The 23,673-nt window shown below is 75.4% G+C and carries 21 protein-coding genes and 1 pseudogene; 5 read left to right on the forward strand and 17 right to left on the reverse strand.

Going from position 1 to position 23,673, the window contains the following annotated elements:
* The first annotated feature begins 16 nt into the window (after nucleotides 1–16).
* The gene (locus IPL61_01220; protein MBK9029954.1) at nucleotides 17–403 is read left to right on the forward strand and encodes an integration host factor subunit beta; all 387 of its coding nucleotides are present in this window, start codon (nucleotides 17–19) and stop codon (nucleotides 401–403) included.
* A gap of 3 nt (nucleotides 404–406) precedes the next feature.
* Here IPL61_01220 and IPL61_01225 read toward each other — a convergent pair whose 3' ends face one another.
* The 15 genes and pseudogenes from IPL61_01225 to IPL61_01295 form a co-directional block, all read right to left on the reverse strand.
* Nucleotides 407–1,003: a sel1 repeat family protein gene (locus IPL61_01225; protein MBK9029955.1), complete on the reverse strand. Its 597-nt coding sequence runs from the start codon at nucleotides 1,001–1,003 to the stop codon at nucleotides 407–409.
* Nucleotides 1,004–1,439: 436 nt separating this feature from the next.
* Nucleotides 1,440–2,639, reverse strand: a complete 1,200-nt coding sequence (locus tag IPL61_01230; protein ID MBK9029956.1) for an NAD(P)/FAD-dependent oxidoreductase — start codon at nucleotides 2,637–2,639, stop codon at nucleotides 1,440–1,442.
* Between the two features lie 31 nt (nucleotides 2,640–2,670).
* Nucleotides 2,671–3,369 (reverse strand): hypothetical protein, encoded by a 699-nt coding sequence (locus tag IPL61_01235; protein ID MBK9029957.1) that lies wholly within the window; start codon nucleotides 3,367–3,369, stop codon nucleotides 2,671–2,673.
* Nucleotides 3,370–3,472: 103 nt separating this feature from the next.
* Nucleotides 3,473–4,459, reverse strand: a complete 987-nt coding sequence (meaB, locus tag IPL61_01240) for a methylmalonyl Co-A mutase-associated GTPase MeaB (protein ID MBK9029958.1) — start codon at nucleotides 4,457–4,459, stop codon at nucleotides 3,473–3,475.
* Nucleotides 4,456–5,631, reverse strand: a complete 1,176-nt coding sequence (locus IPL61_01245; protein MBK9029959.1) for a cupin domain-containing protein — start codon at nucleotides 5,629–5,631, stop codon at nucleotides 4,456–4,458. Before IPL61_01245 ends, meaB begins: the two co-directional genes overlap by 4 nt.
* Nucleotides 5,631–6,047, reverse strand: coding sequence for a cobalamin B12-binding domain-containing protein (locus tag IPL61_01250; GenBank protein MBK9029960.1), 417 nt, complete (start codon nucleotides 6,045–6,047; stop codon nucleotides 5,631–5,633). The genes IPL61_01245 and IPL61_01250 overlap by 1 nt, the downstream gene beginning before the upstream one ends.
* A gap of 9 nt (nucleotides 6,048–6,056) precedes the next feature.
* Nucleotides 6,057–7,208: an acyl-CoA dehydrogenase family protein gene (locus IPL61_01255; GenBank protein MBK9029961.1), complete on the reverse strand. Its 1,152-nt coding sequence runs from the start codon at nucleotides 7,206–7,208 to the stop codon at nucleotides 6,057–6,059.
* A gap of 3 nt (nucleotides 7,209–7,211) precedes the next feature.
* Nucleotides 7,212–7,985, reverse strand: coding sequence for an AgmX/PglI C-terminal domain-containing protein (locus IPL61_01260; GenBank protein ID MBK9029962.1), 774 nt, complete (start codon nucleotides 7,983–7,985; stop codon nucleotides 7,212–7,214).
* On the reverse strand, nucleotides 7,985–8,416 hold the full coding sequence (locus IPL61_01265) for an AgmX/PglI C-terminal domain-containing protein (GenBank protein ID MBK9029963.1): 432 nt from the start codon (nucleotides 8,414–8,416) through the stop codon (nucleotides 7,985–7,987). Before IPL61_01265 ends, IPL61_01260 begins: the two co-directional genes overlap by 1 nt.
* A 58-nt stretch (nucleotides 8,417–8,474) precedes the next feature.
* Nucleotides 8,475–9,620 carry an acyl-CoA dehydrogenase gene (locus IPL61_01270; GenBank protein MBK9029964.1) on the reverse strand — a complete coding sequence of 382 codons (1,146 nt, stop codon included), beginning with the start codon at nucleotides 9,618–9,620 and terminating at the stop codon, nucleotides 8,475–8,477.
* A 17-nt stretch (nucleotides 9,621–9,637) separates the two neighbouring features.
* On the reverse strand, nucleotides 9,638–10,462 hold the full coding sequence (locus tag IPL61_01275; protein MBK9029965.1) for an enoyl-CoA hydratase/isomerase family protein: 825 nt from the start codon (nucleotides 10,460–10,462) through the stop codon (nucleotides 9,638–9,640).
* Nucleotides 10,463–10,559: 97 nt separating this feature from the next.
* A pseudogene (locus IPL61_01280) lies at nucleotides 10,560–11,337 on the reverse strand (glucose 1-dehydrogenase).
* A gap of 31 nt (nucleotides 11,338–11,368) precedes the next feature.
* Nucleotides 11,369–12,163: a hypothetical protein gene (locus IPL61_01285; protein MBK9029966.1), complete on the reverse strand. Its 795-nt coding sequence runs from the start codon at nucleotides 12,161–12,163 to the stop codon at nucleotides 11,369–11,371.
* On the reverse strand, nucleotides 12,160–15,267 hold the full coding sequence (locus IPL61_01290) for a hypothetical protein (protein ID MBK9029967.1): 3,108 nt from the start codon (nucleotides 15,265–15,267) through the stop codon (nucleotides 12,160–12,162). Before IPL61_01290 ends, IPL61_01285 begins: the two co-directional genes overlap by 4 nt.
* A gap of 158 nt (nucleotides 15,268–15,425) precedes the next feature.
* Nucleotides 15,426–17,825, reverse strand: coding sequence for a hypothetical protein (locus tag IPL61_01295; protein MBK9029968.1), 2,400 nt, complete (start codon nucleotides 17,823–17,825; stop codon nucleotides 15,426–15,428).
* Between the two features lie 298 nt (nucleotides 17,826–18,123).
* Here IPL61_01295 and IPL61_01300 point away from each other — a divergent pair, with 298 nt between their 5' ends.
* Nucleotides 18,124–18,906, forward strand: coding sequence for a transglycosylase domain-containing protein (locus IPL61_01300; GenBank protein ID MBK9029969.1), 783 nt, complete (start codon nucleotides 18,124–18,126; stop codon nucleotides 18,904–18,906).
* Here the strand turns inward: IPL61_01300 and IPL61_01305 are convergent.
* Nucleotides 18,887–19,102, reverse strand: a complete 216-nt coding sequence (locus IPL61_01305; protein MBK9029970.1) for a hypothetical protein — start codon at nucleotides 19,100–19,102, stop codon at nucleotides 18,887–18,889. The genes IPL61_01300 and IPL61_01305 overlap by 20 nt on opposite strands.
* Nucleotides 19,103–19,170: 68 nt before the next feature.
* On the opposite strand from IPL61_01305, the gene IPL61_01310 reads away from it, so the two are divergent.
* Nucleotides 19,171–19,971 (forward strand): enoyl-CoA hydratase/isomerase family protein, encoded by an 801-nt coding sequence (locus IPL61_01310; GenBank protein MBK9029971.1) that lies wholly within the window; start codon nucleotides 19,171–19,173, stop codon nucleotides 19,969–19,971.
* A 120-nt stretch (nucleotides 19,972–20,091) separates the two neighbouring features.
* Nucleotides 20,092–21,192, forward strand: coding sequence for a YkgJ family cysteine cluster protein (locus tag IPL61_01315; protein ID MBK9029972.1), 1,101 nt, complete (start codon nucleotides 20,092–20,094; stop codon nucleotides 21,190–21,192).
* 158 nt (nucleotides 21,193–21,350) lie between these two features.
* Here the strand turns inward: IPL61_01315 and IPL61_01320 are convergent, their stop codons facing one another.
* A complete protein-coding gene (locus tag IPL61_01320; GenBank protein ID MBK9029973.1) occupies nucleotides 21,351–21,884 on the reverse strand; it encodes a TlpA family protein disulfide reductase in 534 nt (177 codons plus the stop codon).
* 73 nt (nucleotides 21,885–21,957) lie between these two features.
* On the opposite strand from IPL61_01320, the gene IPL61_01325 reads away from it, so the two are divergent.
* Nucleotides 21,958–22,818: a flap endonuclease gene (locus tag IPL61_01325; protein MBK9029974.1), complete on the forward strand. Its 861-nt coding sequence runs from the start codon at nucleotides 21,958–21,960 to the stop codon at nucleotides 22,816–22,818.
* Nucleotides 22,819–23,673: the final 855 nt, after the last annotated feature.

Here is a 23,673-nt window from a genome sequence, read left to right on the forward strand (position 1 = left end):
CAACCCGGGGGGAACCATGCCGATCACCAAGAGCGAGCTGACGCTGCGCCTGTCCGAAACCCAGAAGCTGGCCAAGGGCAAGGCCGAGCAGGTCGTCAACGTCATGTTCGACGCGATGGCCGGCGCCCTCGAGCGCGGCGAGCGCATCGAGATCCGGGGCTTCGGCAGCTTCGAGGTGCGGAGCTACAAGCCCTACGAGGGCCGCAACCCGCGCACCGGCGAGACCGTGCACGTGAAGGCCAAGCGCCTGCCGTTCTTCAAGGTCGGCAAGGAGCTGCGCGAGAACATCAACGCCTCGACCGCGCCGCTCGAGGGCGCCGACCCGCACGATCCCGACGAGGCCGACGACGCCCACGACGACGCCGAGAGCGGCGAGGACGTCGGCCACGACGCGACCGACTGATCGTCAGCAGCGCGCCGCAGACTGCGCTCGAGCCGCCCAGAAGCGCGCCCAGCGCGGCGAGCGGCCGACCCCGACGCCATCGGCGTAACAGTCCGCCAGTCGCTGCATCGCCCGCGCGCAGCCGCCGCGCGCGCCTCGCCGGAAGAACTCGACCGCGCCTGGGCGATCGCGCCGACGCCCCTCCCCCTCCGCCAAGGCACGGCCGACCTCGAACGCGCAGTGGGCGTCGCCGAGCGCCGCGCCGATCGCGAACCAGTTGACCGCGTCGGCGAGATCGCGCGAGATGCCGACGCCGTCGCGGCGCATGATCCCGAGCTCGTAGGCGGCGGCCGGGAAGCCGTCGAGGGCCGCGCGCGTGAACAGCGCGGCGGCGCGGCGGGCGTCGCGGCGCACGCCGTGGCCGTCGAGGTAGAGCCGCGCCAGGTGCAGCCGCGCCCGCGCCTGCCCGCGCGCCAGCGCCCGCCGCCACAGCCGCGCGATCTCGGCCCAGGGCTCGGGCCGGGCCCGGGTCCGGCCGTGGGCGAGCCGGTGGCCGAGGCGGAACAGCGCCTCGCCGTCGCCCGCCGCCGCCCGACGCCGCAGGGTGCTCGTGGTCTCCATGCCCGACCTCGCCGCGATCGATCGCACCGACGGTGACGTCCGTCAACCGGAACCTGATCCTGATCCTGAGCCGGAGCCGGAAGCCGGAGCCGGAGCCGGAGCCGGAGCCGGAAGCCGGAGCCGGAGCCGGAGCCGGAGCCGGAACCGGAGCCGGAGCCGGAGCCGGAGCCGGAAGCCGGAGCCGAAGCCGGAGCCGGAGCCGAAGCCGAAGCCGGAAGCCGCGGCCGGAAGCCGGAGCCGGAAGGCGGGGCCGGAAGGCGGGGCCGAAGCCGGAGCAGGAGCCGGAGCCGGAAACCGGAGCCGGAAACCGGAGCCCGGAGCCGGAGCCGGAAGCCGGAGCCGGAAGCCGGAGCCGGAAGCCGGAGCCGAAGCCGGAAGCCGGAGCCGGAGGAAACCGGAGCCGGAAACCGGAAGCCGGAGCCGGACCGTCGAGGACTCAGCCGGCGGCGGCGGCGGTCAGCTCGCGCCGACGCCGCCGCGCCGCCCAGCCGTGGCGCACCAGCGCGCCCCACAGCCGCAGCTTCTGATCGGCCAGGATCTCGGTGCCGGCGACCCGGGCGGCGTACATCTCGAGCACGTCGGGATCGAACAGCACCAGGCTGAGCCACCGCTGCCAGTTCGGCCCGTGCTGGTACAGGAGCCGCGCCAGGTGACGATCGAGCGCGAGCTCGCGGCCGACCGTCGCGCGCCGCAGCGCCCGCCGGTAGCCGGCGAAGCCGACGTCGCCGTCGGCGAGCGCCCGGGCCACCGCGTCGCCGGCGACCTGGGCCTGCTCCATCGCCACCGCGATGCCCTCGCCGGTCAGGCCGTCGATGCCGGCGGCGTCGCCGACGGTCAGGAGCCGCGGCGCGCTCACCGGCGCCCGCGGATCGTAGCCCCACACCGGCCACCCGCGCGGGCCCTTGGCGGGCAGCGTCACGCCGTACGGCTCGAGGTGCCGGGCCAGCAGCTTGAGCAGCTCGGGGCCGCCGCGGCGCGACGACGGGTAGTGCATCAGGCCGACGTTGACGCGGCCGCCGGCGACCGGGAACAGCCACACGTAGCCGCGCAGCCCGTCGACCATCGGCGTGAAGTCGTAGACCATCGCGTCGTCGCCGCGCCCGCCCGGCAGCTCGGCCATGAACAGCCGGTGCGGCAGCGCCTTGGCGTTGCCGGTCAGGTGCTTGCGCACCACCGAGGCTGCGCCGTCGGCGCCGACGACGATCTTGGCCGCCAGCTCGCCGCCGTCGCCGAGCTTGAGCCGGACGTGATCGTCGGTGACGGTCAGCGCGTCGACCGCGACCTCGGTCCGCACCTCGACGCCGCGGGCGCGGACCTGCTCGACCAGGCTGGCGTCGAACTCGACCCGGCGGATGACCCGCACCGGCCGGCCCATCGTCACGGTCCGCTGGAACCCGCCGAAGCGCACGGTCGCCGCCGGCGACGCGATCGCCGGCACGGTCAGCGTCAGATCGAGCGCGGCCAGGGCCTCGTCGATGTGCCCGGTCAGCCCGCCGCCGCACGGCTTGTCGCGCGGGAACGCGTAGCGATCGAGCACGACCACGTCGCGCACGCCACGCTGGTGCAGCCGGGCCGCCACCGCGGCGCCGGCCGGGCCGGCCCCGACGACGATCACCTCATGGACGCGGGCGCTCACGGCGCAGCGTGTAGCACGACCGCGTCCGCGATCACACGCCGGCGTGGGCCTTGACGGCGACGCTGACGACCATCCGCCCCGCCGGCACCATGTCGCCCTGCTGCACCAGCAGGTTCGAGCCGACGACGATGTTGAACGGGGTCTTGAAGTCGCCCATGAACTCGGCCAGCGTGGCCTTGCCGGTCGGCGACAGCACCACCGCGGCCTCGGTCAGGGTCGTGCCGGCCGGGATCGGCGGCACCGATCCGATCTCGCGCGCCAGCGGATCGCCGGCCCGGGTCACGGTCATCGGCGCGGCGTAGACCTTCATCTCGGGCGTGTCGGTGTTGAGGCTGTTCTCGGTGACCCGGTAGGTGATCGCGTCGATCGTGACGTCGATGACCGGCTCGTCCTGGATGGTCGACAGCTCCGGCTTCTCGGTCAGCAGGTCGACGCCGGTGTAGAGCGACACGAACAGGGTCAGGTCGCAGGTCAACGACGTCGCGTTGCACTGGGCGATGCACGCGCCCATCGCGCAGGCCTGGGCCGCGGCCGCCGCGCACGGGTCGGGCGCGACCGTGCACTGGGTCGAGACCAGCTGGTCGGCGTTGTTCAGCGACCAGTCGCCGGCGTCGATCGTGAAGGTCTTCTCCGGCAGGGCCAGGTCGAAGTTGGTGATGTTGGAGTCGACCAGCCCGCACGCCGCGAGGGGCACGGCCAGGACAGCGACGAGGAAGGAGCGCAGCAGCATAGGGGTACCTCCGTAAGCGAAGGCCCCCATCGTAACACCTCCGGTCGACGCCGGCCGCGCGCGATCGCGCCGCTGTGCGCGACCACGCGTTGTGGGCGCGCGCCTACAGCGCCCCCACGACGTCCTCGGCCAGCGTCCATGGATCGGCGCGGCGCGCGGCCACCTCGACCGCCGCGTCGTGGAGCCCGCCGCGCGCGGCCAGCGCCGCCTCGACCCGATCGGCCAGGAGCGCCCGCACCAGCTCGGCGATCTGCGCGGCGGCGCGGCCGGTGGCGCGCCCGGCGCCGGCGGCCCCGGTCCAGGCCAGCTCGCGGTGGCGCTCGATCGCGACCGCCAGCTCGGCGATCCCCGAGCCGTTGCCGAGGCCGCGGTTGGCGATCGTCCGCAGGATCTCGACCTCCTTGCGCTCGCCGCTGGCCCGCAGATCGAGCATGTGCATGAGGTCGCGCTCGGTGCGATCGGCGCCCTCGCGATCGGCCTTGTTGACGACCAGCACGTCGGCGATCTCGAGGATGCCGGCCTTGATCGCCTGGATGTCGTCGCCGAGGCCCGGCACCGTGACGACGACGGTGGTGTGGGCCGCCTTCATCACCTCGACCTCGTCCTGGCCGACGCCGACCGTCTCGACCAGCATCCGCTGGTAGCCCATCGCGTCGAGCACCGCGACCACGTCGAAGGTCGAGCGCGACAGCCCGCCGAGGTGGCCGCGGGTCGCGAGCGAGCGGATGAACACGCCGTCGTCGGTGAAGTGGCGCTGCATGCGGATGCGATCGCCGAGGATCGCGCCGCCCGAGAACGGCGAGGTCGGATCGACCGCGACCACGCCGACCCGCTCGCCGGCGGCGCGGTAGTGCGCGATCAGCGCGTCGACCACGGTCGACTTGCCGGCGCCGGGGTTGCCAGTGACGCCGACGATGTAGGCCCGCCCGGTGTGGGCGTGCAGGGCCTTGAGCGCGGCGCGCGCGGCCGGGGTGCGATCGTCGACGTCGCGCATCAGCCGGGCGGCGATGCGGACGTCGCCGGCGAGGACGCGCGCGACGGTGGCGGCGGTGGCGGGCGAAACGGCGGCGGGGTCGGCGGCGGTGGTCATTTCATCGTCTTCCAGCGCTGCTCGGGGCCCGGCGGGCGGTAGAGCTGGAGCGCGCGGGTGGCGGAGGTGGCGGTGAAGCTGTGCTCGACGCCGGGCGGGATCTGGATGACCGCGTTGGCGTCGACCGCGATCGCGACCCCGCCGACGATCATCGTGCCGCCGCCGGCCTCGACGTAGATCACCTCGGTCTCCTTGGCGTGGACGTGGGTCGGGACCGCGACGCCGGCGTCGACCTCGATCACGCCGACCGACGCGGCGCCCTGCTCGATCACCAGCGTCGTGGCGCCGCCCGCGCGCACGTAGCGCCGCGCGGCGCTGGCGAGGACGACCTTGACCACGGGCGGGCGCGCCGGCACCTGGCTCGACAACAGCTCGGGCAGCGCGCCGGCCCGGGCCACGCCCATCGCGCCGCCGGGCGCCAGCGCGACGGTGGCCTCGATCGCCTGGCCGTCGCGCGCCGTCAGCTCGAGGCGCGCGCCCCGCGGCGCCAGCACCACGTCGCCGGCCGCGACCGCGGTCCGGGTCGCGTCGATCACCACGGTCGCCGGGCCGCGCAGGCGCCACAGCTCGTCGCGCTCGGGTCGGCGCGGGCCGATCCCGCGGCTGGCCTCGGCCCGCACGTCGAGCAGCGCCAGCGCCGGGTTGCCGGTGTTCCGCTCGTCGAGCAGCACCGCGACGTCGAGGCCGGCCTGCGCGTGGTGCGCGACCATGCGCCGATCGATCAGGTTCTGCATCGTCGGCGCGGTGAACCGGAACGGCAGCTCGATGGCCTGGCCGCGCAGCGGCGACGCCCACGGGTAGGCCTCGAGCACGCGGCTCAGGCACTCGGCCAGGATCGGATCGCGCGGGCCGTCCTCGACCAGCTCGATCCGGGCCCCGCCCTCGCCGATCATCACCAGCGCGCGGATCGTGCCGGCCAGGTGGAAGTCGTCGGTGGCGGCCACCGCCCAGCACTGGTTGGCCACCGGCGCCAGCTCGTTCATCGCGTGCTCGACCGCGGCGATGCGCTCCTCGGCGGGCGCCTCGTCGGGGTCGCCGCCCTCGGAGCCCAGGCCCAGCGGGTCGGCGTCGACGCCAGCGTCGGGCGCCGGCGGCGGCTGCGGCGTCGTCGGGCGACCGTCGTGACAGGCGAGGAGCGCCAGCGCCAGGCCGACCGCGCCGGCGCGCCGCATCAGGCCGCCTCGATCCGAGGGCGCACCACCGCCTCGACCCACGCGACGATCTCGGTGGTCGCGGTGCCGGGCGTGAAGATCTTGGCGACGCCGAGCTCGGCCAGCTTGACCATGTCGTCCTTGGGCACGATGCCGCCGCCGAACACCAGCACGTCGCCGGCGCCGCGCCCGCGCAGCGCGGCGAGCACCGCCGGGAACAGCGTCATGTGCGCGCCCGACATGATCGACAGACCGACCGCGTCGACCGCCTCCTGGACCGCGGCCGCCGCGATCATCTCGGGGGTCTGGTGCAGGCCGGTGTAGACGACCTCGTAGCCGGCGTCGGCCAGGGCCCGGGCGACGACCTTGGCGCCGCGATCGTGCCCGTCGAGGCCGGGCTTGGCGACGAGGATGCGGAGCTTGCGGGGGGTGGTCATGGTCGGTCCTTACTTGCTGGCGCGGCCGAGCAGGCCGCGGGCGATCACCAGGCGCTGGATCTCGCTGGTGCCCTCGTAGATGCGCGTGACCCGGACGTCGCGGTAGGCGCGCTCGACCGGGAAGTCGGTGGTGTAGCCGTAGCCGCCGTGGACCTGCAGCGCGATGTCGCAGATCTTGCCGGCCTGCTCGGTCGCGTAGAGCTTGGCCATCGCGGCGTGGTCCGAGAACGGCAGCCCGGCCTCCTTGGCCGAGGCCGCCCGCAGGATCAGCAGGTGGGCCGCGTCGAGCCAGGTCGCCGCGTCGGCCAGCATGTTGCCGATGGCCTGGTGCTTCCACAGGGTCACGCCGAACTGCTCGCGCTCGCCGGCGTAGCGGCACGCGGCCTCGAGCGCGCCCCGCGCGATGCCGACCGCCTGGCTGGCGATGCCGATGCGGCCGCCGTCGAGCGCCATCATCGCCAGCCGGAAGCCGCCGCCGACCCCGCCGAGCACGTCGGCGTCGCTGACCTCGACCCCGTCGAGCACGAGCTGCGCGGTCGACGAGCCGTGCAGGCCCATCTTGTCCTCGAGCCGCCCGACCACGAGCCCGGGCGCGCCGCCGCGGACCAGGAACGCGGTGATGCCCTTGTGGCCGGCGCTCAGGTCGGTCATCGCCCAGACCACCAGCACGCCGGCGTGATCGCCGCTGGTGATCCACTGCTTGGTGCCGCGCAGGCGGTAGCCGCCGTCGACGCGCTCGGCGACGGTGCGCATCGCCGACGGATCCGAGCCCGCCTGGGGCTCGGACAGCGCGAACGCGCCGCACACCGACGCGCCGCTGACCACGCCCGGCACGTAGGCCTGGCGCTGCGCCGGCGTGCCGACCGCGGCGATCAGCTCGGCCACCATGTTCGTGACCGACACCGCGACCGCGACCGAGGCGTCGACCCGCGCCAGCTCCTGCAGCGCCAGCACGTACGCGATCGTCCCGGCGGCGGCGCCGCCGAGCGCCTCGGGCACGTTGACCCCGAGCAGGCCGAGCTGCCCCAGCTCGCGCAGCTCGGCCAGCGGGAACGTGCCGTCGCGATCGCGCGCGGCCGCGCCCGGGGCCAGGCGCCGCTCCGCGAACTCGCGCGCGGTGCGCTGGATCAGGCGTTGCTCTTCGGTCGGCTCGAGTTGCACGGGTCAGTCCTCGCTGTCATCGGGATCGGCGATCGCGACCGGGTGGTACACGAACGCCAGCTTGGCCACCTTGCCGCGCGGATCGGTCAGCGTCCAGGCGGCGACCTTGGCGGCGGCGCAGTCGGCCCAGGCCGGGGCCAGCGGCTGCGGCGCCGCGAACCCGACCGACTCGACCTTGCCGCGGGTGCCGACGTAGACGGTCACCGCGACGTTGGCGGGATCGCCGCCGCCGGGCTTGGCGCACGCCGCCAGCTCGACCGGCTTGCCACCGACCGCGCGCACGGCCTTGTCCTCGTCCCACGCCACCGCGGTCGAGCCGCCGGCGAAGATCACCGGGAACGTGACCTCGGCCTTGCCATGGCCCTGGGGCCGGCCGAACTCGACCTGGCGCGCGACCTCGAGCAGGCACTGCTCGATCGGCCACGCCCCGAGATCGCTGTGGGTCAGGAGGACGCTCGTGAGCGTGCCGTCGGCCGCGACCGACCAGGTCAGATCGACCGCGCCGCCCAGCCAGCGCCGCCGCGCGAGGCGCTCGGTGTAGCAGGCGTTGAGCGCGGCCGCGTGGGGCGCGACCTTCGCGGCCGCGACCTCGGGATCGAACTTGCCGCGGTCGCTGACCAGCTCGAGGCCGTCGTCCTCGCCGGCGTCGTCGACGTCGTCGTGATCGATCGGGCGGGCGTCGACCGGCGGCGTCGGATCGACCGGGGCCGGCTTGCTCGAGCCGCCGCACGCGGCGGGCGCGATGAGCGCGATGAGCGCGAGGTCCTGCGCGCGCATCACATCGACTCGAACGCGAACGCGTACGACCACTCGAGCGCCTTGGGCAGCCGGCCGAAGTCGATCTCCTCGATCTTGCGCACGACGCAGGCCTCGACCTCGTCGTTGTCGAGGCTGGTCTCGGTCACGTGGGTGCCCTGGGCCTGGCCGCCGGCGCTGATCGTGAACGACACCGCGACGTGGCCGCGGGCGTTCTTGTCGGCCTTGCCCGAGTTGACCGCGTCGGCCAGGCACCGGGCCGCCGCCGTGCGCTTGCGCTCGAGGATCGCGGTGATCTCGTCCATGCGCTCGGGCGGCACCAGGTCGCCGCCCGAGTCGTCGGCGACGTCGCCCGAGTCGTCATCCCCGCCCGCGGGCGTGGTGTCGGCGGACTTGGACTTGCCGCCACAGGCGGCGAGCGCGGCGATGAGCACGACAGCGGCGATGCGCATGGATCCTCCCAGGTTCGATCGACGACGGTGGTCCGACAACGTGACAGCGACGGCGCGCTTACGCGCCCTTGGCGAGGTAGCTGGCGATGACCAGGCGCTGGATCTCGCTGGTGCCCTCGTAGATCTCGGTGATCTTGGCGTCGCGGAAGTGGCGCTCGACCGGGTACTCGGTCACGTAGCCGTTGCCGCCGAAGATCTGGATGGCGTCGCGCGCCGCCTTGTTGGCGACGTCCGACGTCATCAGCTTGGCCATGGCCGCCTCCTTGCCGAACGGCTGCTTGGCGTCCTTGAGGTAGGCGGCGCGCAGGGTCAGCAGGCGCGAGGCGTCGATCTCGGTGGCCATGTCGGCCAGCTTCCACTGGATGGCCTGGTGCTGGCCGATCGGCTTGCCGAAGGTCTTGCGGGTCTGGGCGTACGCGAGCGAGTCCTCGAGCGCGGCCCGGGCGATGCCGACCGCCTGGGCGGCGATGCCGATCCGGCCGCCGTCGAGCGTCGACATCGCGACCTTGAAGCCGCCGCCGACCTCGCCCAGCACGTGGCTGGCCGGCAGGCGGACGTCGTCGAGGAAGATCTGGCACGACTTCGAGCCGCGGATGCCGAGCTTGTCGTCGGGCGCGCCGCACCGCACGCCCTTGGTGTCCATCGGCAGGATGAACGCGGTGATGCCCTTGTGACCCGCGGCGCGGTCGTTCATCGTGAACAGCACGCACACGTCGGCGACCGGGCCGTTGGTGATCCAGTTCTTGACGCCCTCGATGACGAAGTCGTCGCCGTCGCGGGTCGCGGTGGTGCGCTGGGCCGCGGCGTCGGAGCCGGCCTCGGGCTCGGACAGCGCGAAGCAGCCGAGCAGCTTGCCGCTGGCCAGCGGCTTCAACCAGCGCTCGCGCTGCGGGTCGGTGCCGAACCGGTAGATCGGATCGCACACGAGCGAGTTGTTGACGCTCATGATCACGCCGGTGGACGCGCACGCCCGGGACACCTCCTCCATCGCCAGCACGTAGCTGACGTGGTCGAAGCCCGACCCGCCCCACTGCTCGGGGATGGCGATGCCCAGGAAGCCGAGCTCGGCCATCGCGGCGACCAGCTCCTTGGGGTGGCGGTGCTCGCGATCGATCTCGGCCGCCTTCGGCAGCACCTCGTTGGTGGCGAAGTCGCGGGCGGTCTTCTGGACGGCGAGCTGCTCTTCGGTCAGGGCGAACTGCATGACGGGCTCCTTGGCGATCAGGATCCGGTGAACTGGGCCGCGCGCTTGCCGAGGAAGGCGGTCATGCCCTCCCGCTGATCCGCGGTCGCGAACAGGGCGCCGAACTCGCGCTGCTCGAGCGCGAGCGCGTCGGGGAGCGTCATCGACTGGCCGAGGTGGATGCAGCGCTTGGCCGCGGCCACGGCCAGCGGGCCGTTGGCGGCGATGCGCCCGGCCAGGGCCCGGACCGCGGTCATCATCGCGGCGGCGGCGGGCGTCGCCACCGCGCCGTCGGCGCCCTGGGCGTCGGCGAAGACCGCGTCGACCAGGCCGATGCGCAGGGCCTCGGCGGCGTTGATCTGATCGCCGGTGACGCACAGCTCCTTGGCCTTCGCGACGCCGACCCGCCGGGCCAGGCGCTGGGTGCCGCCGAAGCCGGGGATGACGCCGAGCTTGACCTCGGGCTGGCCGAACTTGGCCCGCTCGACCGCGTAGATGAAGTCGCACGCCAGCGCCAGCTCGCAGCCGCCGCCGAGCGCGAAGCCGTTGACCGCGGCGATCCAGACCTGGGGCGCGCCCTCGATGGCCGCGCCCAGGCGGCCGCCGGCCTCGGCGAAGCCCTGGGCCTCGGCCGGCCCCAGCGCCTGCATCTCGGCGATGTCGGCGCCGGCGACGAAGGCCTTGGCGCCGGCGCCGGTGACGACGACCACGCGGACCGCGGCGTCGGCGGCCAGCGCGGCCGCGGCCGCGGTCAGCTCGCGGATGACCTGCGACGACAGCGCGTTGAGCGCGGCCTCGCGGCGGATGGTCACGATGGCCAGCGGGCCGTCGCGATCGATGGCGATGGTCTCGGACTCGGTCATGCGCGCCGGACCATACACGATCCGGTCCGCGCGGCGGCGGGCCCAGGGCCGGCCACGCGGTCGCACCGACCGACCGACCGACGCCGCGCCGGGCCGCTCAGCGCGCGGTCAGGCCGCCGTCGATGGCCAGCTCGGCGCCGGTCACGAACGCGCCCTCGTCGCTCGCGAGGTACAGGATCGCCGCGGTGACGTCGTCGACGTGGCCGAGCCGTCCCAGCGGCGCGGCCTTCGCGAGCTGGGCCTTGGCGGCGCTCGGCTCGCCCAGCGCCGCGGCCATCGCGTCGACCATCGGCGTGTCGATGAACGACGGGTGCAGCGAGTTGCAGCGGATGCCGTAGCCGGCGCGCGCCGCAGTGCAGCGCCACCGACTTGGTCAGCAGCCGGACCGCGCCCTTCGACGCGCAGTAGCCGGCGAGATCGGGCACGCCGATCAGGCCGGCCACGCTCGACAGGTTGATGATCGATCCGCCGTGGGCCTTCATCGCCCCGACCGCGGCCCGGCAGCCCAGGAACGTGCCCTCGACGTTGACCTGGTACATCAGCCGGAAGTCGGCCAGCGTCGCGGTCTCGATGTCGCCGTGGCGGCCGATGCCGGCCGAGTTGACCAGGACGTCGAGCCGACCGGCCCGGGCCAGCACCTCGGCCACGACCACCGCCCAGCGCGCCTCGTCGATCACGTCGAGGGCCGCGGCCCAGTGCGGCGCGCCCAGCGCGGCGGCCACCGCGGCGGCGCCCTCGGCGTCGCGATCGGTCACGACCACGGTCGCGCCCTCGGCGGCGAGGCGGTGGGCGGCGGCGCGGCCGATGCCCGAGGCGCCGCCGGTGATGAGCGCGACCTTGCCGGCGACGCGCCCGGCCCGTGTGCTGTCAGCCATGGCGTGTTCTACCGCGGCGGCCGCCGCGAAGTCACTCGGCCGAGCGGACCACCGCCTCGAACTCCGCGGCGTCGGGCGCGACCGAGGCGTAGAACAGGCCGAGCATGTCGTCGGTGGTCGGCTGCCACACGTAGACGCCGAGCGTGACGGCCAGGCCGTTCATGACCGCGTGGCCGCGGCACAGCGCCGCCGGATCCTCGCGCAGCGCCTGATCGGCCACGCACTCGAGATCACCGCCGAGCAACGCGGCGCTGCCCTTGACCTGATCGCTGATCTGCTGGGCCTGCCGGCGCAGCTGCTCGAGATCGACCTGGGCCAGGAACGCGCCCTCCGAGTGGACCCGGAACGCGAGCAGCAGATCGTCAGGATCCATCACGCTGGCGCCGCGGAACATCGCCTCGAACCGCACCCACTGACTGCCGCGGGTCTGGCTCCTGCGCAGCCGGCGATCGGTCTTCCAGCCGCCGCCGGGCGGCAGCGCGACGGTCATGCCGACGTACGAGCGGTACGGCGACTTGATCGCCTTGACGTTGGGGCGGTTGGCCCGCTGGTAGATGATCACCACCAGCGCGATCACGCCGACCGCGACCAGCACCATCGCGCCGTGGATCGCCCCGAACCGCGGCGCCGGGGCCACGCCCTCGCCCATCGCGGTGCCGCCGCCGAGCGGCGGGTGGCGGCTGGCGCCCGGGGTGTGGACGACCTCGACGTCCTCGGGCGGCGTGGTCAGGGGCGCCCGCCGCCGCGGCTCGATGGCCAGCTCGAGCTCGAGCGGGGGCTCCGGCGGCGGGCCGGGCGGCGGGCGGTGCGCGTCGTCGTCGCTCATCGACACAGCCCCGCGTCGAAGAAGTACGACAGCGTGTACGGGCTGCACTCGAAGCCCGGCGAGTTGGCGCCGCGGATCCGCACGTAGGACGTGTACCGGTCGGTCTGGCCCGGCCCGCACGCGCCGTCGAGGTACTGGCTCAGCGTCAGGGTCGTGCCGGCCGCGGCCTCGTAGCAGTAGCCGGCGGGCCAGCCGCACGAGTCGGTGTTCAAGCACAGCTCGTAGCTGCCAGCGCCGGCGGGCACGGTCAGCGTCACCGACACCTGGTAGTCCTCGTCGAACGAGAAGCTGCCGCAGCCGCAGCTGCCGTCGGTCTCGGTCAGCGGGATCGCGTAGTAGTCGCCGTCGCCGCTGCCGTAGATGGTCATGCTCGTGTAGGTGTTCGACTGATCGCTGCCGACGCCGCCGAGCGTGCGCACCGAGCCGCAGTCGGGGTTGGGCTCGTAGGCGTCGCTGAAGGTGCCGTTGTCGACCGTGCCGTCGCAGTTGTCGTCGATGTTGTTGCAGGTCTCGGTGGTGGGGGTGCCGGGCGTGCAGGTCGCGGGCGCGCCGTTGGTGCACTGGGGCGCGGTCCGGACGCACGCGCCGGTGCCGCAGGTCTGGGTGCCGGGGTTGACGTTGGTGCAGGCGCCGGCGACGGTGCCGGTGCAGGTCGACGCGGTCGGATCCTGGCAGGTCGCGTTGCAGGTCAAGGTCACCGGCCCGGCCGTGGTCGTGGCGCCGCACTCCTGGGCCTGGGTCCGGCACGCGCGCGCGCCGTTGCAGGCGGCGACGTTGGCGGGCACGTCGGCCTTGCGCCGGCAGCTGTCGCCCAGCCACGAGTGGAAGAAGCCGACGCACGACACCGCGCCGCACTCGTTGTCGGGATCCTGACCCGACGGCACCGCCGCGCACGTGCCGAGCGAGCCGGGCAGGTCGCAGGCCTCGCACGAGCCGGTGCAGGCGCTGGTGCAGCAGACGTTGTCGACGCACTGGAGCCCGCCGGCGCACTCGTTGGTCGCGGTGCAGAACCCGCCGGGGCCGGCGTCGGGGACGCACGTGCCGCCGGTGCAGTGGGCCGAGGCGTCGCAGCCGGCGTCGCCGGTGCACGAGGTCGAGCAGGTCGGCGGGGTCTGGGCCGGAGCGCTCGTGCACACCACCGCCGGGTACGGCCCGCAGGCGCTGGCCTCGATGCCGCCGCAGCCGCTGTCGTCGTCGCGGGTCGCGGTCGTGCACTGGTTCGCGGCGCTGCAGACGCCGTCGACGCGGGTGCCCTGGCAGGTGCTCGGCGCGCCGCACACCGACGCCTGCCCGTAGGCGCCGCAGTCGTTGTCGGCGGCGCAGCAGTCGCCGGTCGCGCAGCAGAAGCCGTTGCCGCAGTGGCCGCTCTGGCACTCGCCGGCGTCGTCGCAGGTGCCGCCGCTGGGCTGGTCGGGGACGCACTGGCCACCGGCGTTGCAGTAGGCGTTGGCGTCGCAGTCGGCGTCGCCGGTGCACGACGTCGGGCACAGCGGCGCGGTCTGGGTCGCGCTGCCGGTGCAGAACACCGGCCGGTACGGGCCGCAGTCGCTGGCCGGGGTGGTGCCGGTGCAGGCCGAGTCGTCGTCGACGCCGGCCGCGGTGCCGCAGATCGACGCGACGCAGGTCGCGACGTCGGCCTCGCCGTCGCACGCGCTGGGCGACGTGCACACCGGCGCCGAGTGGTACGCCACCGGGCAGGCGGCGGCGGCGTTGCAGCAGTCGCCGCCGGCGCAGCAGAAGCCGTTCTGACAATGGTCGCTCTTGCAGCGCCCGTCGTCGACGCCGCAGGCGAGGCCGTCGTCGAGATCCTCGCGGCAGGTCTGGCTCGCGGGGTCGCACCAGGCGTCGGCGTCGCACTGCGCGCTCGAGGTGCACGAGGTCGGGCACAGCGGCGCGGTCTGGTTGGCGGCGCCCGAGCAGCTGATCGGCAGCCAGAAGCCGCAGTCGTTGGCGACGGTCGTCGCCGAGCAGGCGCTGTCATCGGCGACGCCGTTCTGGGTCGTGCACTCGAAGTTGGTGTTGCAGACCGCGGCGCCGCGGGTGCCCTGGCAGCTCGCGGGCGTGTCGCACACCGGCATGAACGTGCCGAAGGTCGGGCAGTCCATCGCCTGCTGGCAGCAGTCGCCGTCGCCGCAGCAGAAGCCGTTCTGGCAGTGGCCGCTCTCGCAGTCGGAGCTCTCGTCGCAGACCCCGCCGCCGGGGAGATCGTCGAGGCACACCGACGCGTCGCAGTGCGCCGACGGGATGCACTTGAGATCGCCCTCGCCGTCGCACGCCGTGGCGCAGGTGGCGCCGTCCTCGCCGCCGTCGGCGCAGGTGTACAGCCCGCACAGCACCGCCGGCTGCTGCTGGCAGCCGGTGACGCCGGCGCACACGTCGCCGGCCCGCTCGAAGTAGCCCAGCGCGCCGAGCTCACACATCGGCGCGTCGCAGTCGAGCGGGTTGTCGTCGACGCCGCCGAGGCAGTCGTTGTCGCGGCCGTCGCAGGTCTCGCGCCCGCCGTTGTACGACTCGGGATCGGCGTCGTCGCAATCGGCGTCGAGGCAGCCGTCGCCGACGCCGTGGCGATCGCCGTCGGCGTCGATGCAGCACACGCCGTTGAGCGGCATGCACTGCCGGCGCGGCCGCTCATCGACCGAGGTCACCATCTGGCACGTGAACCCGGTCGCGCACACGGTCGGATCGGCGGTGCAGTCGACCGCGCAGAACTTGCCGGCGGTGAGCTGGACGCACAGATCGCCGTCGTCGCCGCAGTCCTCGTCGGTGGCGCAGGTGTCGCACAGGTTGGGCGGCGCCAGCACGCACACCCGCAGGTCGCCGCCGTCGTGCGACACGGTGTGGCAGGCGTAGCCGTCGGGGCAGTCGAAGTCGCAGGTGCGCGTGCAGGTGCGGGTGCCGGTCCCGTCGTCGTGGCAGACCCGGCTGGCGCAGTCGAGGTCGTCGACGCAGGCCTCGCCGAAGGCCGCGCCGGTCGGCCCGTCGGGGATCGCGGCGGCGTCGCTGCCGGCGTCGCCGTCGGGGGCGCTCGGGCGCGAGCTGGCGCAGGCCCCGAACCAGATCATGGCCACGGCGAGCGCGGCGCGGACGTACGACGAGTGCGGCATGGGTCCCCCGCGACCATGCTCCCGTACAGACGCGGGCTTTTCAAGCGCGGCGAGCCGGGGTCCGGAACCGGAACCGGAGCCGGAGCCGGACCGGTGCCGGAACCGGAGCCGGAACCGGTGTCGGAACCGGAGCCGGAGCCGGGACCGGGCGACCGGCCTCAGAACGCCGCTTCGACGCCGGCGCTGACGGTGACCGTGTTCGTCCCTGGACCCGCGAGCCCGGTCAAGCGCAGCGCCAGGCCGATGCCCTGGCGCCCGATCAGCAGGCCGACGTCGTAGGCCGCCGCCGCGGCGTCGCTCCAGCCCACGCCGACGCCAGCGTCGAGGCGCACCGGCAGGCGCGCGGTCGTGGTGAGGCTCACCAGCGCCGCTGCGCCGAGCGCGGTGTCGTCGACCGGCGCGCCGGTCAGCTCCAGGCGGACGCCGAGCGCGTAGAACCGCGGCAGGCGCCAGTACGAGCCCAACGACAGGTGCGCGGCCGGCACCCGCGCGTCGACGCGCACGCCGAACCCGAGGCTGGCGACGAGGAAGTGGCGGTCGAGCGCGCGGCGGAGCACCGACTCCGACGCCCCCACGTCGCTGGCGTAGGCGCGCTGCGCCTCCGGGGCCTGCGCCTCGGCCTCGTCGTCGGCGATGCCCGCGGTCGCGACCCCGCCGCCGCTGTCGCCGCCGCTGACCGTGGTCGAGTCCGAGTCGAGCGAGAGATCCGGCCGCGGTGGCGGCTGCGGCGCGGTCGCCGGGGTCGGGCGGCGCGCGTCGACCACGTCCTCGAACGTGCGCTCGCGCTGCTCCTCGCGCAGCGCGTCCCGCCGGGTGCCGGCCGGGGCCGGCACCGGGACCGCGATCACCGAGCGCACCGGCTCGTCGGCGCGGGTCGTCGAGGCGATCAACGCGGTGGTCGGCGCGACGATGCCGCGCTCGAGGGCCAGGAGCGTCGCGGCGTCGCGATCACCCGCGGCGTACAGGCGCGCGACCCGCAGGGCCGCCCACGTCGACGGCAAGATCGCGCTGGAGCCGCGCTCGAGCTTCGCGCGCAGCTTGCGCGGCCCGATCGAGATCTCGATCTCGCCCGACGGCACGCCGGCGGGATCGACCGCGACCAGGAGCGCGGCCTGGCCGGGGCCGACCCGGGTGGTGCTGGCCTCGGTGTCGACCACCGCCGGCGTGCGCCAGTCGACGGTGACCGGCGCGGCCCGGTCGCTCGCGAGGATCGTCGCGACCACCGCGGCGGCGTCGTCGAGCGAGCCGAGCACGCCCACGGTCGCGCCGGTGCGGGCGGCGATCGCCGCGAGCAGCCAGCGGTTGGGCGCGGCGCCCACGCCGATCGTGTGGATCGGCAGCCCGCCGGCGGCCGCGCGCTCGATCGCCGCGGCGTCGTCGGCGACCAGCCCGTCGGTGATGAGCACGACCTGCAGGGCCGGATCGCGCGGCAGCCGGGCCAGCGTGACCGCCAGCGCCCGGGTCAGATCGCTGGTGCCGGTCGGCAACGCGGCGAGCACGCGCCGCGCCTCGGCCCGATCGAGCGTGGCCCGCGCCGGCGCCTGGCCGAGGCCGGCGATCGCGACGGTGTCGCCGGCGGGCAGCGCGTCGATCAGGGTCCGCCCGACCGCGCGGGCGGCCGCGGCGGCGGCGCCGTCGAGCGAGCGCGAGCGATCGACGACGACGACCCAGCGCCGGGTCGCGCGCACGGGCGGTGCGGCGTCGGCGGCCGGCTCGATCAGCACCGCGACGTAGGCGCCGCCGCCGGCGGGCTCGACGAACGCGCGCACCTGCTCGGCCTGGTGGCTGCGCCAGCGCACGATCAGCTCGCGATCGCCGCGGGTGTCGTCGACGGTGACCGCGGCGCCACTGCCGGCGGCGGCGACCGCGATCGGGTGGGTCGGCGACACCACGTCGGCGGCGTCGTCGAGCGCGAGCCGCACGTGGAATGGGGTGGCGGCGCCGGCGCCGGTCGGCGGCGTGACCCGCGATCCGTCGGGCGCGCGGTCGGTGTCGACCGCGGTGCCGCTGCCGTGGGTCGGCTGACCGGTGGCCGTGCCCGGCACGAACCGCGGGCCGACCACCAGCGGGTGCGCCAGCTCCCAGATGCCGTCATGCCGGGGCAGCACCGCCTGCCAGCGCAACGTCACGACCACGTCGCCGCCGGCCGGGATGGGCGCCAGCGACTGCGTGAACATGCCCGGTCGCTCGACCTCGGTCAGGGCCGCGGCGCGGCCGGCCGCCACGGCGTCCTGGTACGCCGCCGCGGCCTCGGCCCGGCGCGCGATCACCCCGCGGACCTTGGTGCCGCCGACCGTCGCCTCCATCGCCTCGACCGCGGCGCCCGGCGGCAGCGGGAACACGTAGACCCCCTCGACCGCGACCGCGCGATCGTTGTGGAAGCGCTGGCGCACGACCCCGCGGGCCACGCCCAGGTGCACGTCGATCTCGATCGACGACTCGACCACCGGCACCGGCTGGGCCTGCACGAACAGCCCGGCGCCGGTCGCGGTCGCGCCCGCCCGCGCGGGGAACAGCGCGACCGCCAGGCACACCAGGACCGCGAGCCGCATGCCCATCCTGGGACCATATACGCACCGCCCCGCGGCCTGGTCTGGAACGCGTCACCAGCGACCACGGCCAGCGTGTCCGCGCGCCCGCGCCGCCGCGCAAGTCCCCGCCACCATGGGGGCGCGCACCTGGCATCGCCGCTGCAATTCGTCCGGGCATGCGCCGCCACCGCCCCGCCCCGCCCCGCCTCGCGCCCCGCCTGCGCCGCGCCGCCGTCGCCCTCGCCGTCACCGCCCTCGTGCTGCTGGCCCAGGCCGCCGCCGACCGCGGCCAACCGGCCGGTCCCACCACCGCGGCCCTCGCCCCATGACCTCGACCGCGCTCGCCCTGGCCGCGGCGCCGCGCCTCGGGCCCGGCCTCGGGCCCAGCCTCGGCCCCAGCCTCGGCCGGGTCTGGCGGGTCGCGCGGGTGCCGATCGCGGCGCTGTTGCTGACGCTGGTGGTCGCGCTCGAGATCACGATCGTCGCGGTGCTGGCGTGGCCGATCGATCGCGCCGAGCTGGTGCCCGCCGGCGACGACGCCCGCTGGGTGCACCTCGACGAGGTCCCGTCGATCGCCCAGGCCGCGGTGATCGAGGCCGAGGACGACGGCTTCTGTGATCACCGCTGCGTCGAGCTGCGCGGCCTGGCCCGGGCGGCCTGGCTCGACGCCCGGGCCGGGCGGGTCGCGTTCGGTGGGTCGACGCTGTCGATGCAGGTGGCGCGGCTGCGCTACACCCACACCGAGCCGCGCTCGGTCGCGCGCAAGGTGCGCGAGGCGGTGCTGGCGCTGCGGCTCGAGCGCGCGCTCGACAAGCGCGAGCTGCTCGAGCAGTGGTGGAACCGGGCCGACTTCGGCAACGGCGCGATCGGCCTGCGCGCCGCCGCGGCCACGTACTTCGGCAAGCCGGTGGCCGCGCTGACGACCGGCGAGGCGGTGATGCTGGCGTGCCTGCCACGGGCGCCGCGCGCGTACGATCCCTACGTCCACCCCGAGGCGCTGCGCCAGCGGCGCGATCGCGTGCTCGGGCTCCTGGTCGCCCGCGGCCACCTCGATCAGGGGACGGCGCAGGCCGCGGCGGCGGCGGCGCTCACGCCGGCACCGCGCTGAGCTCGTAGGCCTCGTAGATGTCGTCGTCGGTCAGCTCGCGCCGGGGCCGCGGGGCCGGCGCCGGCGGCGCCGCCGCCAGCCACGGCTCGTCGCGCCGCAGCGCCACGCGCAGCAGCTGCGCGCGCGCGGTCGCGTCCATGGCCACCCACTCCTCGGCGGTGAGGACGAAGCCGTGAAGAACGATGTCGCCCCTCATGGCTCCACCCTCGGCGGAGTCGGGCCCGGCCGCAAGTTTTCGGCCCGCGCGCGCGGTACCGTGCCGCCATGGAGCTCATCGAGCAGGCCCGCGTCGACGACATCGTCACCCTCACGCTCACCGCGCCGACGATGGCGCCGCCGTTCTTCGCCGCGTGCGAGCGCGCGTTCACGGAGGTCGCCGACGACGCCAGCGTGCGCGCCGTGGTCGTGCGCTCGACCGCGCCGTCGTTCTCGTTCGGCCTCGACCTGCCGGCGGCGATGGCGGTCTGGGGCCCGGTCATGGCCGGCGGCGGCCTGGCCGGCAACCGCACCGCGCTGCGCGCGCTGGTGCGCCAGCTCCAGCGCTCGTTCACCGCGATCGCCGCGTGCCCGATGCCGGTCATCGCGGCGATCCACGGCAAGTGCATCGGCGGCGGCGTCGATCTGATCAGCGCGTGCGACCTGCGCGTGTGCAGCGCCGACAGCGTGTTCTCGGTGCGCGAGACCCGGGTCGCGATCGTCGCCGACCTCGGCTCGCTGCAGCGCCTGCCCCACGTGATCGGCCCGGCCGCGACCCGCGAGCTGGCGCTGACCGGCAAGGACATCGACGCGGCCCGGGCCCTGGCGCTGGGCCTGGTCACCGAGGTCGCGGCCGACCGCGCCGGCGCCTGGGCCGCGGCCGACGCCGCCGCGCGCGCGATCGCCGCCAACGCGCCGCTGGTGGTCCGCGGCGTCAAGCAGGTGCTCGACTACTCGGCCGGCAAGAGCGTGGCCGACGGCCTCGAGTACGTGGCGGCGTGGAACGCGGCGTTCCTGGCGTCCGACGATCTGGGCGAGGCGATGGCGGCGTTCGCCGGCAAGCGCCCGCCGGTCTACCGCGGGCGCTGAGGTTCAGCGACAGGCCACCCGAGACCGCCCGAGGCGCACGACTCCTGCGCGGACCGCTCGACCAAGGGTGACGCGCGCTGACCGCTTGCCGGCGCGGGCCGGCTGTGGCACCTGTCGCGGGTGACGTTCACCCGCACCGTCGGCGCGCGCTACGTCGATCCGCTGGCCGAGGTGTGGCTGGCGGCCGCGACGCGCATCGGCCTGACGGTCGTGCGCCAGCCCGACGCCTACGCCGCGACCGATGGCCGCGGCACGCTGGTGATCGGCACCGACGAGACGCTCGACGCCGACGACTCGCTGGCGCAGATGATCTTCCACGAGCTGTGCCACGCGCTGGTGCAGGGCGAGGCGGCGTTCGCGCAGCCCGACTGGGGCCTCGACAACCAGACCGCGCAGCACGCGTGGCGCGAGCACGCGACCCTGCGGGTCCAGCGCACGCTCGCGGCCCGCCACGGCCTGACGCGGATGTTCGCGCCGACCACGGACTACCGCGCGTTCTGGGACGCGCTGCCGGCCGATCCGCTGGCCGACCGCGCCGACCCGACGGTCGTGGCCGCGATCGCGGCGCTGGCCCGGGTCGCGCGCGCGCCGTGGGCGCCGCACCTGGAGCGCGCGCTGGCCGCGAGCGCGGCGATCGTCGGCGCCGCGGCGCCGTACGCCGCGCCCGACTCGCTGGCGGCGGGCCAGGTCGCGCCCGCGCCCCACCCGACCGGGCTGCCGGCGGGCGCCGTCGACGACGCGCGGCGCTGCGGCGGCTGCGCGTGGCGATCGACGCGCGGGCGCTGCCTCCAGGCCGCGCGCCCCGTCGACGACGCCTGGCCCGGGTGCGAGCGCTGGGAGCCGGCGCTCGACTGCCAGACCTGCGGCGCGTGCTGCCGCGAGGCCTACCACGCGGTCGCGGTCGGCCCGCGCGATCCGGTCCGGCAGCGCGCGCCCAGCTACGTCGTCGACCGCGCGGCCGAGCCCGACGCCCCGCCGCTGGCGCCGCGCGAGCGCTACCAGCTGCGCCGGGCGCCGCACCCCGGTCCGACGCCGGAGTCGACCGTCGAGCGGTGCGCCGCGCTGGTCGGCGGCGCGCTGATCGCCGCCGGCGACGGCCTGACCACGACCCGGGTGCGGTGCGTGATCTACGACGACCGCCCGCGCACGTGCCGCGAGTTCACGCTCGGCACGGACCACTGCCTGACCGCGCGCCGGCGGGTCGGGCTCAGCCTCGGCTAGTACCTCGCCACAGGGAATCTGATCGGTTGGGGACGCCGATCCATCGCCGATCGCTGCGTTGCAACTCCTCGAGTTCCAACGAGGAGCCCGTCGTCGTTGCGCCTTGCGCTCGGCGCGCCTCGGCGCCCGCAACCAATCATCTCCCCTGTGGCGAGGTACTACGGCGTCGGGACCACCGCCTCGAGCGCGGCCAGGTCCGGCACCGCCTCGCTGCGGCGGTCGAACGCGCGCACCAGCGCGCCGGCCCGATCGAACACCAGCACCGTCGGCACCTTCGGCGGGCGGCCGACGCTGCGCCAGACCCGCTCGTCGGCCGGCACCACCCGCAGCCACGGCGCCCGCTCGGCCACGAACTGCCGCACCGCGACCGCGTCGCCGCGGCCGTCGTACTCCTCGTGCGCGCGGTAGTTGATGCCGAGGATGCGCACGTCGGGGCGACGCGCGTGCAGCTCGGCCAGCACCGGCATCTCCTCGCGGCAGTGCACGCACCACGACGCGAACACGATCGCGACGGTCGCGACCTCGGCCGCGGCCGGCGGCCCGACGACCGCGCCGTCGAGATCGAGCGCGGCCTCGACCACCGCCAGCGTCGGCCCACGCGGCCCGGGCGTCGGCGGCGGCGCCATCGCCGCGGGCCCGCACGCGGTCGCGCCCAGGCAGAGGGTCAGCGCGGCGGCGACGGCACGGATCATCGCGCGAGTGTAGCCGCGCGGCGGCGCCGCGCCAGCCCGCGCCGCCGCGGCGAGATCGTGGTACCGACGATCGGTGCAGGTCCACCTGGTCGATGGCACCTACGAGCTGTTCCGCGCGTTCTTCGGCGCGCCGTCGGCGCTGGTCGGCGGACGCGAGGTCGGCGCGGCCCGTGGCCTCCTGCGCAGCCTCGCGGCCTGGGTCCGCGCCGGCGGCGTCACCCACGTCGGCGTCGCGTTCGATCACGTGATCGAGTCGTTCCGCAATGAGCTCTTCGCCGGCTACAAGACCGGCGACGGCATCGAGCCGACGCTGTGGGCGCAGTTCCCGCTGGCCGAGCGGGTCGCGGCCGCGCTCGGCTTCGCGGTGTGGCCGATGATCGAGTTCGAGGCCGACGACGCGCTCGCGACCGCGGCCGCGGTGGCCGCCGCCGATCCGCGGGTCGAGCGGGTGGTCATCGCCAGCCCCGACAAGGACCTGTGCCAGTGCGTCGTCGGCACCCGCGTCGTCAGCTGGGATCGCCTGCGCGATCGCTGGTTCGACGAGGACGGCGTGCGCGCGCGCCTGGGCGTGGCGCCGGCGTCGGTGCCGGATCTGCTGGCGCTGGTCGGCGACGACGCCGACGGCATCCCCGGGCTGCCGCGGTGGGGCGCGCGCTCGGCGGCGGCCGTGCTGACCCGCTACCCGCACCTCGAGGACATCCCGCGCGACGGTCGCTGGGACGTGCCCGTGCGCGGCGCCGCGACCCTGGCGAGCACGCTCGCGGCCGGGTTCGAGGACGCGCTGCTCTACCGTCGGCTGGCGACCTTGCGCCGCGACGCGCCGATCGCCTGCGACCTCGACACGCTGGCCTGGCGCGGCCCGCAGCCAGCGCTCCTGGCGGCGGTGTGCGCCGAGCTCGACGTCAAGCCGCCGGCGCTGCCGCCCGCTACTTGATCGTCATCGAGACGGTGACCTTGGTCGCCGCGGGCGCGGCCCCGAAGGTCAGGCCGCGCAGCCCGCGCCGCCACGCAGGCCCTCAGCTCGGCCGAGGCCCGCGCGCCCCCGACCGCGTCGACCGTGCCCGCGGGCGTGACCGTGAACGTCAAGAGCACCGTGCCGCTGGGCTCGGGCGTGCCGCACGCCGCGAGCACCCGCGCGCGCGCGGCCAGGCGCGACTCGACCGTGGCGCGGCTGAGCGGCCCGCGCACGACCACCTTGCCGAGGGTCAGGCTCCCCCCCGACGCCGGGGGCTTGGGCGCGACCTTGGCCGCCGTGCTGGCGCCGCCGCCGGTCGCGCTCGACGTCGACTTCTTGTCGATCGTCGGATCGGGTGCGCCGTCGTCGCCGTCGCTGGTCTTCAGATCGGCGGTGGCGCTCAGGGTCGCGACCCTGACGTCGCGCTCGCCCCCGGTCACCAGCTCGTCGAGCGGCGGCGGCGGCGGCGGCTCGGGCGAGGGCGGCGGTGGCGGCGGCGCGGGTGCCCCGGCCGCGAGGTCGTCGGCCATGTCCTTGGCGGCCCCCCCGCCGCCGGCGCCGCCGCGGCTGCGCGTGTGCCCACCCGCCGCGCCCGGCACCGGCGCGGCCTCGGGCTCCGGATCGGGCGCCGGCATCGCGGGTGGCGCCACCTGTGCGAGCGGCGCCGCGGCCGCCGCGGGCACCGGCGCCGCGCGATCCTCGACCGCGGAGGTCGCGGTGTCCGCGGCCTCGCGCTCGGCGTGACGGCCGGCGGCGGCGCTGTGCTCGTCGGTGGCTGCGACCAGGTCGGCCGACGCCATCGGCGCCGACCACGCCGACGACTGCGCGACCTGC

Source organism: Myxococcales bacterium, assembly GCA_016717005.1.
GTDB lineage: Bacteria > Myxococcota_A > Polyangia > Haliangiales > Haliangiaceae > UBA2376.

Bases quoted from the DNA above. Each gene is read 5' to 3' on its own strand.
- IPL61_01220 (MBK9029954.1), top strand. From the start codon at position 17: ATGCCGATCACCAAGAGCGAGCTGACGCTGCGCCTGTCCGAAACCCAG.
- IPL61_01225 (MBK9029955.1), bottom strand. From the start codon at position 1,003: ATGGAGACCACGAGCACCCTGCGGCGTCGGGCGGCGGCGGGCGACGGC.
- IPL61_01235 (MBK9029957.1), bottom strand. From the start codon at position 3,369: ATGCTGCTGCGCTCCTTCCTCGTCGCTGTCCTGGCCGTGCCCCTCGCG.
- meaB (MBK9029958.1), bottom strand. From the start codon at position 4,459: ATGACCACCGCCGCCGACCCCGCCGCCGTTTCGCCCGCCACCGCCGCC.
- IPL61_01245 (MBK9029959.1), bottom strand. From the start codon at position 5,631: ATGCGGCGCGCCGGCGCGGTCGGCCTGGCGCTGGCGCTCCTCGCCTGT.
- IPL61_01250 (MBK9029960.1), bottom strand. From the start codon at position 6,047: ATGACCACCCCCCGCAAGCTCCGCATCCTCGTCGCCAAGCCCGGCCTC.
- IPL61_01260 (MBK9029962.1), bottom strand. From the start codon at position 7,985: ATGCGCGCGCAGGACCTCGCGCTCATCGCGCTCATCGCGCCCGCCGCG.
- IPL61_01265 (MBK9029963.1), bottom strand. From the start codon at position 8,416: ATGCGCATCGCCGCTGTCGTGCTCATCGCCGCGCTCGCCGCCTGTGGC.
- IPL61_01270 (MBK9029964.1), bottom strand. From the start codon at position 9,620: ATGCAGTTCGCCCTGACCGAAGAGCAGCTCGCCGTCCAGAAGACCGCC.
- IPL61_01275 (MBK9029965.1), bottom strand. From the start codon at position 10,462: ATGACCGAGTCCGAGACCATCGCCATCGATCGCGACGGCCCGCTGGCC.
- IPL61_01285 (MBK9029966.1), bottom strand. From the start codon at position 12,163: ATGAGCGACGACGACGCGCACCGCCCGCCGCCCGGCCCGCCGCCGGAG.
- IPL61_01290 (MBK9029967.1), bottom strand. From the start codon at position 15,267: ATGCCGCACTCGTCGTACGTCCGCGCCGCGCTCGCCGTGGCCATGATC.
- IPL61_01295 (MBK9029968.1), bottom strand. From the start codon at position 17,825: ATGGGCATGCGGCTCGCGGTCCTGGTGTGCCTGGCGGTCGCGCTGTTC.
- IPL61_01300 (MBK9029969.1), top strand. From the start codon at position 18,124: ATGACCTCGACCGCGCTCGCCCTGGCCGCGGCGCCGCGCCTCGGGCCC.
- IPL61_01305 (MBK9029970.1), bottom strand. From the start codon at position 19,102: ATGAGGGGCGACATCGTTCTTCACGGCTTCGTCCTCACCGCCGAGGAG.
- IPL61_01310 (MBK9029971.1), top strand. From the start codon at position 19,171: ATGGAGCTCATCGAGCAGGCCCGCGTCGACGACATCGTCACCCTCACG.
- IPL61_01320 (MBK9029973.1), bottom strand. From the start codon at position 21,884: ATGATCCGTGCCGTCGCCGCCGCGCTGACCCTCTGCCTGGGCGCGACC.